Genomic DNA, 12,603 nt, shown 5'->3' on the forward strand with positions numbered 1-12,603 from the left:
TTGCGTCCGTGGCGTTTTCGTTTTCACACTCCTTCGGTTCGGTGGACAGGCGCGGCTTTCCGCTCCTGCCATGTGCCATGCTTACCCGGTCGTTGCCGTCTGATCGTCGACCGGCGCATCCGGCGCGCGCGGCGCTTCGCCGGCGCGCTGGATCCACCCGCCGCCGAGTGCGCGGTACAGATCGACCAGGTTCGTCCAGCGCGCCAGGCGCGCGCTGATCAGCGACTGCTGCGCGGCGTACAGATCCGTCTGCGCGGTCAGCACCGACAGATAGCTGTCCACACCGTTCTTGTAACGCAGGTCCGACAGGTCGAAGCGACGCTGCTGCGCGTGCTCGTTGCGCTCCAATGCCGCGATCTGCTGATCGTACGTGCCGCGTGCGGCAAGCCCGTCCGACACTTCGCGGAACGCCGACTGGATCGCCTTCTCGTAGTTCGCGATCTCGATGCGCTTCTGCACGTGCGCGAGATCGAGGTTCGCGATGTTCTGCCCGCCCTCGAAGATCGGCAGCGCGATGTTCGGCGCGAACGACCACGCCGCCGTGCCGGCCTTGAACAGGCCGCCCAGCGTCGGGCTCGCGGTGCCGAATGCGGCCGTCAGCGAGATACGCGGGAAGAACGCCGCGCGCGCCGCGCCGATGTTCGCGTTCGCGGCCAGCAGCGTCTGCTCGGCCTGCATCACGTCCGGACGACGCGTCAGCAGATCCGACGGCAACCCGGCCGGCACGTCCGTCAGCAGGTTCTGCGCGTCGAGCGGCATGCCCGCCGGCAGATCGTCCGGCAGCGGCTCGCCGATCAGCAGCACCAGCGCGTTCAGCGCCTGTGCGCGCGCACGTGCCTGCGCCTGCTGGTTCGCGAGCGCCGTCTCGACTACCGTCTGCGCCTGACGCAGCTCGAGCTCGGAGCCCGTGCCGTTGTCGAATTGCAGCTTGGTCAGGTCGTACGACGCCTGCGCGGTCTTCAGCGTGTCCTCCGTGACCTTCAGCAGGTCATCGGTCGACAGCAGCGTCAGGTACTGATCGGCCACCTGCGACACCAGCGAGATCTCCGACGCCTGCCGCGCGTACGACGTCGACAGGTACTGCGCGAGCGCCTGGTCCTTCAGGCTCTGCACGCGGCCGAACAGATCGAGCTCCCACGACGCCGACAATCCGACGTTGTAGGTGCGCGAAATCAGCGGCTGGCCCGTCTGCGATACACCTGCCGGGAAACGCTGGATGCTGCCCGTGCCCGTACCGTCGAGCGTCGGGAACAGCCCCGCACGCGTGATCTGGTACTGCGCACGCGCGGCCTCGATATTGAGCACCGACACGCGCAGGTCGCGGTTGTTTTTCAGCGCGATCTCGATCAGCCGCTGCAGGCGCGGATCGACGAAGAATTCGCGCCAGCCGATGGCAGTCGCCGCCTGGCCGCTCGCGCTGCGCGCGCCGGCCGCGCCCGGCTGCGTCGCGTAGACGCCGCCGGCCGGGTACACCTGCGCGACGGGCGCGTCGGGCCGCGTGTAATGCGGCGCCATCGTGCAGCCCGCGGCAAACAGCGCGGCAGCCAGTGCGGCCGCGGTGGCAGTCAAAGCATGTTTTTGCATCGTTACTGCCCCTTCGAATCGTGTGCGTCGTCGCGACCGCGCTGCAGGTCGCCCTGCACGAGACGCCATGCGTCGTCGACGTTTTCCGTTTCGCCGCTGAAGATCGCGCGAACCCGCACGAAGAACATCGGAATCATGAAAATGGCGAGGAACGTCGCGGTGATCATCCCGCCGATCACGCCCGTGCCGATCGCGTGCTGGCTCGCCGAGCCCGCGCCGTTGCTGATCGCGAGCGGCAGCACGCCGAGCATGAACGCGAGCGACGTCATCAGGATCGGACGCAGCCGCAGGCGCGCCGCCTCGATCGCCGCGCGCACCGGCCCCATGTTCCCGCCCGCCTGCAGTTCGCGTGCGAACTCGACGATCAGGATCGCGTTCTTCGCGGACAAACCGACGGTCGTCAGCAGGCCGACCTGGAAGAACACGTCGTTCTCGAGGCCGCGCAGCATCGTCGCGAGCAGTGCGCCGACCACGCCGAGCGGCACGACCATGATCACCGAGAACGGGATCGACCAGCTTTCATACAGCGCCGCGAGACACAGGAACACGACGAGAATCGAGATCGCGTACAGGATCGGCGCCTGCGAGCCGGACTGGATTTCCTGGAACGACAGCCCCGTCCACGAATAGCCGATGCCTTCCGGCAGCTTGCTCGCGAGCGCTTCCATCGCGGCCATCGCCTGCCCCGTCGACTTGCCTTCCGCGGCCTGCCCCTGGATCTCGATCGACGACACGCCGTTGTAACGCTCGAGCTTCGGCGACCCGTAGATCCAGTGGCCGGTCGAGAACGCGCTGAACGGCACCATCCCGCCCGCGCTGTTGCGCACGTACCAGATGTTCATGTCTTCGGGCGTCATCCGGAACGGCGCGTCCGACTGTACGTACACCTTCTTGATCCGGCCGTCGGTATCGAGGAAGTTGTTCACGTACTGCGACGCCCACGCGATCGAAAACGTCTGGTCGATCGCCGCGGCCGTCACGCCGAGCGCGTTCGCCTTCTCGCGATCGATGTCGACCTTGTACTGCGGCGTATCGTTCAGGCCGTTCGGACGCACGAGCGCCAGCGCCGGATCCTTCGCTGCCATCCCGAGCAACTGGCCGCGCGCGGCCATCAGCGCTTCGTGACCGAGGCCGGCGTTGTCCGTCAGCTCGAAGTCGAAGCCCGCAGCGGTACCGAGTTCGGGAATCGACGGCGGGTTGAACGGAATCACCATCCCGTCCTTATACGTCGAATAGTGCGCGAAGGTCCGGCCGATCAGCGCCTGCACCTTCTGGTCCGAACGCTGGCGCTGCTCGTACGGTTTCAGCTTCACGAACACGAGGCCCGCATTCTGGCCGCGGCCCGCGAAGCTGAAGCCGTTGACCGTGAACACCGAGTCGACCACCTCCTTCTCGGCGGTGGTCAGGTACGTGTTGATGTTGTCGAGCGTCTTGCCGGTCGTTTCCTGCGTGGAGCCGGACGGCGTCTGCACGATCATGAACATGTAGCCCTGGTCTTCATCGGGCAGGAACGACTTCGGCAGCCGCGCGAACATCACGCCGACCGCGAGGAACACGGCCAGGTAGATCACGAGCCAGCGGCCGGAGCGCTTGATCACATGGTTCACGCCGCTCGTATAGCGATCGCGGCTGCGATCGAACGTCCGGTTAAACCACCCGAAGAAGCCCTTCTTCTCTTCGTGATGCCCCTTCTCGATCGGCTTCAGGATCGTCGCGCACAGTGCCGGCGTCAGGATCAACGCGACGAGCACCGACAACACCATCGCCGACACGATCGTCAGCGAGAACTGACGATAGATCGCGCCGACCGAGCCGCCCGAGAACGCCACCGGCACGAACACCGCCGACAGCACGAGCGCGACGCCGACGAGTGCGCCGGTGATCTGGCTCATCGCCTTGCGGGTCGCCTCCTTCGGCGACAGCCCTTCTTCGGCCATCACGCGCTCGACGTTCTCGACCACCACGATCGCATCGTCGACCAGCAGGCCGATCGCGAGCACGAGCCCGAACATCGACAACGTGTTGATCGAGAAGCCGGCGAGACCCATGATCGCGAACGTGCCGAGCAGCACGACCGGCACCGCGATCGTCGGGATGATCGTCGCCCGCAGGTTCTGCAGGAACAGGTACATCACGAGGAACACGAGCACGATGCCCTCGATCAGCGTCTTGACCACTTCCTCGATCGACAGGCGCACGAACGGCGTGGTGTCGTACGGGTAGTGCACGACGAGGCCATGCGGGAAGTACTTCGACAGCTCGTCGATCTTGGCCCGCAGCGCGTTCGCGGTCGCCAGCGCGTTCGCGCCGGTCGCGAGCTGGATGCCGAGGCCGGCCGTCGGTTGCCCCATGTACTTCGTGTCGAACGTGTAGTTTTCCGAACCGAGCGCCGCGCGGCCGACGTCCTTCAAGCGAACCTGCGAGCCGTCCTGGTTGACCTTCAGCAGGATGTTGCCGAACTGCTCGGGCGTGCGCAGCAGCGTCGATTCGGTGATCGTCGCCTGCAGCACGGTGCCTGGCTTCGCCGGCGTGCCGCCGATCTGGCCGCCCGCGATCTGCACGTTCTGCTGCGTGATCGCGGCCGTCACGTCGGTCGGCGTGAGGCTGTAGTTGGTCAGCTTGACGGGGTCGAGCCAGATCCGCATCGAGAACTGCGAACCGAGCAGCAGCGTCTGGCCGACGCCGTTCACGCGGCTCAGCGGATCGAGCACGTGCGAGGCCACGTAGTTCGTCAGGTCCTCCTTCGACATCCGGCCGTCCTCGGAGTTGAACGCGAACCACATCAGCCAGTTGCTGCTCGACTTCGTGACCTGCATGCCGAGCTGCTGCACGACCTGCGGCAGGTTCGGCGTCGCGAGCGACAGCTTGTTCTGCACCTGCACCTGCGCGACGTCCGGATTCGTGCCCGGCGAGAAGGTCAGCGTGATCGTCGCGTTGCCCGAGTCGTCACTCGTCGACGACATGTAAAGGAAGTTGTCGAGCCCGCTCATCTGCTGCTCGATCACCTGCGTCACCGTGTCTTCCACCGTCTTCGCGGAAGCGCCCGGGTAGTTCGCCTGGATCTGGATCGTCGGCGGTGCGATCGTCGGATACTGCGCGATCGGCATCTTGAAGATCGATGCGACGCCGGCCAGCATCAGCACGATCGCGATCACCCACGCGAAGATCGGGCGATCGATAAAGAACTTGGCCATGAAACGGACTCCCTGTTATTGCGCGCTCGACGCGGCGGCCGAACTCGCTGCGGCACTGGCCGCGGTAGTTGCCGCGGTAGTCGCCGGCGCGGCGCTTGCCGAGGTGGCGGATGCGGCATCCGGCGCCGGGGCGAGCTGCGCGGCGACGGTCTTCACCGTCGCGCCCGGGCGCACCTTGTCGACGCCTTGCACGATCACGTGATCTCCTGCCTGCAGACCGCCTTCGACGACCCAGTTCTGGCCGTACGTGCCGGTCGTCGTCAACGGACGCATCTCGACCTTGTTGGCCGCGGTCACGACCAGTGCGATCGCCTGCCCCTTCTGGTCGTGCGTGACGCCGATCTGCGGCACCAGGAACGCGTTCTCGTTCACGCCTTCCTCGATCCGTGCGCGCACGAACATCCCCGGCAGCAGCACGCGGCCGGGGTTCGGGAACACCGCGCGGATCGTCACCGAGCCGGTGGTCTGGTCGACCGTCACGTCCGAGAACTGCAGCTTGCCGGCTTCCGAATAGGTCTTGCCGTCTTCGAGGATCAGCGACACCTTCGCCGCGCCCGGGCCGCTCGTCTTCAGGCGGCCGCTCTGCACGTCCTGACGCAGCTTCAGCCCTTCGAGGCTCGACTGCGTGAGGTCGACGTACACCGGATCGAGCTGCTGCACGGTCGACATCAGCGTCGCCTGGCTCGCCTGCACGTATGCGCCCGGCGTCACCTGCGAGATGCCGACGCGGCCGCTGATCGGCGACACGACGTCCGTATAGCCGAGGTTGATCTGCGCGGTGTCGACCGCCGCCTTGCCGGCCGCGACGTCCGCAGCGGCCTGGCCTTGCGTGGCGACCGCGTTGTCGTAGTCCTGCTTGCTGACCGCGTTCGCCGCGACCAGCACCTTGTAGCGCGCGACCAGCGCGTTCTGCGTGACGAGGTTCGCCTGCGCCTTCGCGAGCGTCGCCTTCGCGCTGTTCAGCGCGGCGATGTACGGCGCCGGATCGATCTTGTAGAGACGCTGACCGGCCTTGACGTCGGTGCCTTCGGTGAATTCGCGGCGCAGCACGATGCCGTCGACCCGCGCGCGGACCTGCGCGACGAGGAATGCACTGGTGCGGCCCGGCAGCTCGGTCACCGCGGGCACGGCTTGCGGCTGGACGGTGACGACGCCGACTTCCGGCGTTGGCGGCGGCGGCGCCGCTTCTTTTTTCCCGCACGCGGCCAGGAAAACGGCAGCCGTTGCGGCAGTGATTAAGCGGTATGGAACCCGTTCGACGCGCATGGAGCGACCTCTCACAATTAGACGACCTTCAATGGGAATCACCAGATCTCCTCATGGCCCTGACGCGCGGCGAACCTGAAGGGTCCTGTCCGCCGCGGATGCGGACACGTGTTGCGGGTGTGCGTTGCACCCGGCGGAGCGTTCGTTCGCCGAACTGCTTCCGAAAAAGAACGGCGAGCCCGCTGCCTCGGCGGGATCGCGTTGCCATGGGTTCTGCCAGACTGCTAGCGCGCGGGTCGGAATGCAGCGCCGGCGAATTCGATGAACGCGCGCGCGGCGGCCGGCAGACGTGCGGCACGCGCATGCGCAAGCTTCAACGTGACGGGCGCGAGCAGATGGAGCGGGGCCACGCGCACCAGCGTGCCGGCCGCCAGATCGGCGTCGACGAGATACGCGGGCAGCACCGCCGCGCCCATGCCGGCCACGGCCAGCCGCCGTGCCATCTCGAGATGGCCGACGCCCGTATTGCCGGGCGCGACGCCGGATCGAATCCCGGCCGCGTGGTCGTCGTCGGCCGCCGGCAACTCGAGCCGCACGGTCGCGATGTCCGGCCAGTCGCCGGACGCAGCCGCGCCGCCGTGCGCGGCGACATAATCGGGCGCCGCGACGCGCACGGATTCGTACGCGGCCAGCGTATGCAATGCGTGCGCGCCGGACACTGGCATCCCGTCGGTCAGGAACGCGACGTCGATGTCTTCGGTAGTCAGGTCGACGTGGGCATCGGTCAGCGTCACGGTCGGCCGCACGTCCGGAAACCGGTGCACGAAACGATCGAGCAGCGCGCTCAGCTGGCTGAGCCCGAACGCGACCGGCGCGGCCACGCGCAATACGCCTTCCGGCTTGCTGCCCATCGCGACGAAACGGCCGTCGATCTCGTCGATCGCACCGAGAATCCGCTCGACGCGCGCGAGATACAGCTCGCCGATTTCCGTCAGCGACTGGTGGCTCGTGCTGCGTTGAAGCAGGCGCGCGCCGAGGCGCGTCTCGAGCGCATCGACCAGTCGGCTGGCCATCGCCGTCGACACGCGCAACCGCGTCGCCGCCCGGCGAAACCCGCCTTCCCTTGCCACCGTCACGAATGCCCGAATCGATTGAAGTTGGTCCATTTGTCCGGATTTCCCTGCGCGGACGACTGCCCGTCCATCTGCACCCGACGCCGCGCCACAGCCGGCCCGCATCGGCCCGGCCAATGCGGCGGCCCCGACACCGGCTCCGCCGGGTCGGTCGACACGCTCGCGACGGGCACGCGTCGGCTTGCAACGGACGCAAGCCGGCCTCGGCAAGCCCAATGCACGATCGTTCAATAGCAGTCCTGAGTCTTTCCCGGCGATTCGCGGCGGCAACGCGCGCGGCAAGGCCGGCGGCGTCCGCGCATCACGCGGACGGTGTTGCCCGTATCGTCCGGGCACGCTGAATCGCATTTCCTTCAGCAGGTGCAATGGTAGGGAAACCGCCGGAAAATGGCTTGCCCGATCCTGCGATTGTTTTGCCTTAATTTCCGAATTTGTGCGTCGCACACCCTGCCACGACAGGCGACGCGGCCGCCGATCATGCAGGTCCGGATGATCGGGCTAATTTCGGACAGTTTTAGGCAATCCCGCGCACGCAACTGGCCGTACGATGTGACCGCCATGCCTGCACGCCGGCAGCGAATCGCAGCGCACGCACGGCATCGCCCGCTCCGCCAACCGCTCACGCAACATGGAAATCGACGCCCGAACGCCGACCCAACCGCGCCATCCACCGGATCACGATGCCCGGTCGCCAGCCCGATCGCCCGCTGCCCGGCTGGCGGCGCTGATCGCCGTGTACGCGCCGCACGACGGCATGTTCGACCTTCCGCTGCGCGGCATGCGTGTCGCGCGCGCGTCCGCGCTGCCGCCGCAGTGGAACCACGGCGTGCACCACGCGTGCCTGAGCATCGTCGGGCAAGGCGCGAAGTCGATGCGGGTCGGCGACGATACCTACACGATCGACGAATCGCGGATGCTGGTCGCCACCGCCGACCTCCCCGTGACCGGACGCGTGACGCGCGCGAACCCCGCCGAGCCGTTCCTTTACGCGCAACTCGCACTCGATCCGCACCGCATCGCGGCGCTCACGCCCGTCGTCTTTCCGCGCGGGCTGCCGAAAGCCGTCGACTACCGCGCGCTCGACACGCTCGACGCGACGCCCGAAATCGTCGACGCCGTCGCGCGGCTGATGCAACTGATCGCACAACCGGACGACCTCGACCTCCTCGCACCGCTGATCGTCGACGAAATCCTCATCCGGCTGCTGCGCGGCCCGTCGGGCGCGCGCATCGCGCAGATCGGCGACGCCGGTTCGACGACCCAGCGCATCTCGCGCGCCGTCGCATGGATTCGCGATCACTATCTCGATCCGATGGCGGTCGACACGCTCGCGCGACGGGTGGAGATGAGCCCGTCGACCTTCCACCATCATTTCCGTGCGGTCACGTCGATGAGTCCGTTGCAATGCCAGAAGGTGCTGCGGCTGCAGGAGGCGCGCCGCCTGATGTGCGTGTCGGCGATGGATGCGCGGCAGGCGTGCCGCAGCGTCGGCTACGTGAGCGCGTCGCAGTTCAGCCGTGAATACGCACGGCTGTTCGGCGACGCACCGGGCCGCGACGTCGCTCGGCTGCGCGGCGAAGCGGTGCCGCTGTCGCGCGTCGCACCATGAACGCGAATCGCAAGAAAACGCTTTCATAAGGACGTGCCGGGAACACGGGCATCATTGTCCAACCGGTCCGCGCACATGCATGCGTCGCCTGCCTTTAATGCAGGACTGCGAATTATTTCAGTTGACCCGAAAGACAGTGCGCGGTACTCACGTATCGATCATGCGTGAATCAGGACTGACGAGACGCGCAGCAAGCGTTCAACGCGGCCTCGTCGGCGGCCAGCATCTCGGGCACGCATTCCCGCAGGAAATCGACGAACGTGCGGATCTTCGCATCGAGATACTGACGCGACGCATACAGCGTATAGACCGTCAGCTTCTGCAACCGGTAATCGGGCAGCACGCGCACCAGCGCGCCGCTCGCGAGCGCGGGCAGCGCAGCCGACATCGGCAGCGGGCCGATCCCGAGCCCCGCGCGCAGCGCGGCGCCGAGCGCATCGGCGATATTCACCTGGAAATCGGGCACCGACAGTTCGAACGTTTCGCGGCCGTTCGGGCCGTCGAGATGCCAGCGGTCGCGCGGAAACAACGACGTGACGAGCCGCAGGCACGCATGCCCGGCGAGATCGCTCACCGCACGCGGCGTGCCGCGCGCCTTCAGGTAGGCAGGCGACGCGCACAGCACGCTGCCCACGTCGCCGAGCCGCTGCGATACCAGCCCGGAATCGGGCAGCTCCGTCGTGCTCAACTGCAGCGACACGTCGTAGCCTTCGTCGATGATGTCAGGCACGTGCTGCGACAGCGTCAGCTCGACCGCGACCGACGGATAGCGTTCGCGGTAGCGCACGACCGCGGGCACCACGTAGGACTGGCCGAAACTCGTCGTCGCGTGGACGTGCAGCCGTCCGGACGGCTTCACCTGTGCATCGGCCGCCTCGGCTTCCGCTTCGTCGATATAGCCGAGGATGCGCTGGCAGCGGTCGAGATAGCGCTGCCCGGCGTCGGTCAGTGCGATGCGGCGCGTGCTGCGGTTCAGCAGGCGCGTGCGCAGATGCGTTTCGAGTTGCGCGACCGAACGCGACGCGTAGGCCGTCGTGATGTCCAGGCGCTGGGCCGCGCTCGTGAAGCTGCCCTCTTCCGCGACCCGGACGAAAATGCGCATCATCTGTAACGTGTCCATCGACCTGTCCCCGCGATTGTCACGTCGCGCCGTCGTGCGGCCAGAGTGCCGGCAGCGCCGGCACACGCCGGTCTGGCGCGAATTGTGCGGAACAGTACAGCAGCGGTGCAGGCGTGTCCAGTTCGCCGTAGGCGGCACGATCCGGATGCCGAATCGTGCTGCGAAGCCGCTCACCGAGCGGCATCCGGGCCGGGCGGACATGCGTATGGAGGGACCGACAGGCCAACCGCAGCGATCGGAAAAAGCTACCCGCCGACCACGATCGCGCTCTCGATCGACACCCTGTGCATCCCGCGCATTACGCGGCGGCCACCGCATCGAACGGATTGCGCAACACGATCGTGTCGTCGCGCTCCGCGCCCGTCGTGATCATCGACACCGGCGCGCCCGCCACGGCTTCGATGCGCGCGATGAAAGCCTGCGCGGCCCGCGGCAGCGCCGCACGCTCGCGCACGCCCTGCACGGAGCCTTGCCAGCCTTCGAACCGTTCGTAGAGCGGCTTCGCGCGCGACTGCGCATCGAGGCTCGCGGGCAAATGATCGACGCGCACGCCGTCGAATTCGTAACCGATGCACAGCGCGATCGACTCGAAACCATCGAGCACGTCGAGCTTGGTCAGCGCCAGCGACTCGATGCCCGAGATCCTGACGGCCTGACGCAGTTGCGCGGCATCGAGCCATCCGCAGCGTCGCGGCCGGCCCGTGTTGACGCCGAACTCCTGTCCGCGCGCACGCAGCGTGTCGCCGGTCGCGTCAGTCAGCTCGGTGAGGAACGGGCCGCCGCCGACCCGCGTCGCATACGCCTTCGTCACGCCCAGCACGTGGCCGAGCTTCGCTGCCCCGAGCCCGGTGCCGGCCGCCGCGGCCGATGCCACGGTGCCCGACGACGTCACGAACGGATAGGTGCCCCAGTCGATGTCCAGCATCACGGCCTGAGAGCCCTCGAACAGGATGCGCTCGCCGCGATCGGTCGCGTCGTTGAGGTCGGCCCAGACCGGACGCACGAACGGCAGGATCTTCGGCGCAAGCGCAACCAGCGTCGCCAGCATCGCGTCGCGATCGTACTCGTCGAACCCCAGGCCGCGGAACCACGCGTTGTGATGGTCGACGAGCACGTCGAGTTTGGCGGCGAGCCCGCCCGGTTCGGCGAGATCGCCGACGCGCAGCCCGCGACGCCCGACCTTGTCCTCATAGGCCGGCCCGATTCCGCGCAGCGTGGTGCCGATGGGTTCGCGGCGCAAACGCTCCTGCGCCTCGTCGATCGCGCGGTGAATCGGCAGCACCAGCGTCGCGTTCTCGGCGATCGACAGGTTGTCCGGCGTCACCGACAGCCCGAGTTCGGCCATCCGCCCGATTTCCGCGAGCAGCGCTTCCGGATCGAGCGCCACGCCGTTGCCGATCACGCCGCGCTTGCCGCGCACGATGCCGCTCGGCAGCAGCGCCAGCTTGTACGTGTTGCCGCCGACGACCAGCGTGTGGCCCGCGTTGTGGCCGCCGTTGTAGCGTGCGACGACATCGGCCTGCGCCGCCAGCCAGTCCACGACGCGCCCCTTGCCCTCGTCGCCCCATTGGGCGCCCACCACCACCACGTTCGGCATGCTCCGTACTCCATGTGAGAAATTCAGACACTCGGTCGGCCCGGTTGGCCGTTTGTGTGCCATATTGGCGGAGCCGAATCACCCGATCAAACGATTAAACCTGAACCATCGTGTGAGTAAATTTCACGCGAAACGATGCAATGGCCCGACGACTCCCTCCGTTGAATTCGCTGCGCGCGTTCGAAGCCGCCGCGCGGCTCGGCAGCTTCACGCTGGCCGCCGACGAGCTGTGCGTCACGCACGGCGCGATCAGCCGGCACGTGCAACAACTGGAAGCGTGGCTCGGGCGGCCGCTGTTCGAACGCCACAACCGGCGCGTCGAACTGACCGCGGCCGGCCGCGCGTACCTCGCCGAGGTCGGCGCTTCGTTCGACCGGATCGCACTTGCCACCGCGCAGCATTTCGGCCACGCGCAGCAGCGCGTGCTGCGCGTCAGCGCGCCCGCGACGTTCTCGCTGCGCTGGCTCGTCCCGAAGCTGTCGTCGTTCCAGGTCGGGCATCCGGCCATCGAGGTGCGGCTGTCGACGTCGAACGAGCCGATCGACAAGCTGCGCGACAAGGTCGACCTGATCGTTCGCGGCGGCCCGCAGGCCATCGACGGGTACGTTGCGGAGGAATTCCTGTCCGAAGTCCGGCTGCCGGTGTGTGCGCCGAAGTTGCTGGAGGGCCGGTCGCTCGAGACGCCTGCCGATCTCGCCGGCTTCACGCTGCTGCACGCGGCAACCTATCCGGGCATGTGGCCGGAATGGCTCGCGGCGGCCGGGCACCCGAACCTCGTCCCGCGGCACTCGCTCACGCTCGAGCATTTCTACCTGACGCTGCAAGGCGCGCTCGACGGGCTCGGCGTCGCGATGGGCCCGATCGCGCTGGTCGCCGACGACATCGCCGAAGGCCGGCTCGTGCAGCCGTTCAGCGAACCGGCGCTGCCGCCGTGGCGCTACTTTACATATGTGGCGTCCGCGCGAGCGGACGACGACGCCGTACGCGCGTTCAAGGACTGGCTAAAGGCAACGGGAAGCGCGACTGCGTCGGGCGAGCGGCGCTGAGCGCCCGCGCCTGTGTGTCGTGCATCTTCACGACATGCAGGATTCCGAATCGAATTGAATAAACGTATGGAGCATGTTTGCTTTCGTGCATCGCGCGATCGCGACACACGCGGC

The 12,603-nt window shown here is 67.3% G+C and carries 8 protein-coding genes; 2 read left to right on the forward strand and 6 right to left on the reverse strand.

Going from position 1 to position 12,603, the window contains the following annotated elements:
* Positions 1-81 precede the first annotated feature (81 nt).
* The 4 genes from GJG85_RS30600 to GJG85_RS30615 form a co-directional block, all read right to left on the reverse strand.
* Positions 82-1,584, reverse strand: a complete 1,503-nt coding sequence (locus GJG85_RS30600) for an efflux transporter outer membrane subunit (protein ID WP_204384700.1) — start codon at positions 1,582-1,584, stop codon at positions 82-84.
* 2 nt (positions 1,585-1,586) lie between these two features.
* Complete coding sequence (locus GJG85_RS30605) at positions 1,587-4,778, reverse strand: efflux RND transporter permease subunit (protein ID WP_050015697.1); 3,192 nt, start codon at positions 4,776-4,778, stop codon at positions 1,587-1,589.
* Between the two features lie 15 nt (positions 4,779-4,793).
* The gene (locus tag GJG85_RS30610) at positions 4,794-6,044 is read right to left on the reverse strand and encodes an efflux RND transporter periplasmic adaptor subunit (RefSeq protein ID WP_050015696.1); all 1,251 of its coding nucleotides are present in this window, start codon (positions 6,042-6,044) and stop codon (positions 4,794-4,796) included.
* A gap of 224 nt (positions 6,045-6,268) precedes the next feature.
* The gene (locus GJG85_RS30615) at positions 6,269-7,150 is read right to left on the reverse strand and encodes a LysR family transcriptional regulator (RefSeq protein WP_050015694.1); all 882 of its coding nucleotides are present in this window, start codon (positions 7,148-7,150) and stop codon (positions 6,269-6,271) included.
* Positions 7,151-7,871: 721 nt separating this feature from the next.
* Here GJG85_RS30615 and GJG85_RS30620 point away from each other — a divergent pair.
* The gene (locus GJG85_RS30620; RefSeq protein ID WP_239469029.1) at positions 7,872-8,726 is read left to right on the forward strand and encodes an AraC family transcriptional regulator; all 855 of its coding nucleotides are present in this window, start codon (positions 7,872-7,874) and stop codon (positions 8,724-8,726) included.
* Positions 8,727-8,895: 169 nt separating this feature from the next.
* Here GJG85_RS30620 and GJG85_RS30625 read toward each other — a convergent pair whose 3' ends face one another.
* Both GJG85_RS30625 and GJG85_RS30630 read right to left on the reverse strand, forming a co-directional pair.
* Positions 8,896-9,846: a LysR family transcriptional regulator gene (locus GJG85_RS30625; protein ID WP_204384704.1), complete on the reverse strand. Its 951-nt coding sequence runs from the start codon at positions 9,844-9,846 to the stop codon at positions 8,896-8,898.
* Positions 9,847-10,144: 298 nt separating this feature from the next.
* On the reverse strand, positions 10,145-11,443 hold the full coding sequence (locus GJG85_RS30630; protein ID WP_124637405.1) for an adenylosuccinate synthase: 1,299 nt from the start codon (positions 11,441-11,443) through the stop codon (positions 10,145-10,147).
* Positions 11,444-11,583: 140 nt separating this feature from the next.
* Between GJG85_RS30630 and gcvA the strand changes: the two genes are divergently transcribed.
* Positions 11,584-12,489, forward strand: a complete 906-nt coding sequence (gcvA, locus tag GJG85_RS30635) for a transcriptional regulator GcvA (RefSeq protein WP_089490163.1) — start codon at positions 11,584-11,586, stop codon at positions 12,487-12,489.
* Positions 12,490-12,603 lie beyond the last annotated feature (114 nt).

The sequence above is a fragment of the Burkholderia sp. MS389 genome, assembly GCF_016899425.1.
Classification (GTDB): Bacteria; Pseudomonadota; Gammaproteobacteria; order Burkholderiales; family Burkholderiaceae; genus Burkholderia; species Burkholderia sola.

What these genes read in the sequence shown, in the direction of transcription:
- GJG85_RS30600 (WP_204384700.1), bottom strand. Translation starts at nt 1,584, where the DNA reads ATGCAAAAACATGCTTTGACTGCCACCGCGGCCGCACTGGCTGCCGCG.
- GJG85_RS30605 (WP_050015697.1), bottom strand. Translation starts at nt 4,778, where the DNA reads ATGGCCAAGTTCTTTATCGATCGCCCGATCTTCGCGTGGGTGATCGCG.
- GJG85_RS30610 (WP_050015696.1), bottom strand. Translation starts at nt 6,044, where the DNA reads ATGCGCGTCGAACGGGTTCCATACCGCTTAATCACTGCCGCAACGGCT.
- GJG85_RS30615 (WP_050015694.1), bottom strand. Translation starts at nt 7,150, where the DNA reads ATGGACCAACTTCAATCGATTCGGGCATTCGTGACGGTGGCAAGGGAA.
- GJG85_RS30620 (WP_239469029.1), top strand. Translation starts at nt 7,872, where the DNA reads ATGTTCGACCTTCCGCTGCGCGGCATGCGTGTCGCGCGCGCGTCCGCG.
- GJG85_RS30625 (WP_204384704.1), bottom strand. Translation starts at nt 9,846, where the DNA reads ATGGACACGTTACAGATGATGCGCATTTTCGTCCGGGTCGCGGAAGAG.
- GJG85_RS30630 (WP_124637405.1), bottom strand. Translation starts at nt 11,443, where the DNA reads ATGCCGAACGTGGTGGTGGTGGGCGCCCAATGGGGCGACGAGGGCAAG.
- gcvA (WP_089490163.1), top strand. Translation starts at nt 11,584, where the DNA reads ATGGCCCGACGACTCCCTCCGTTGAATTCGCTGCGCGCGTTCGAAGCC.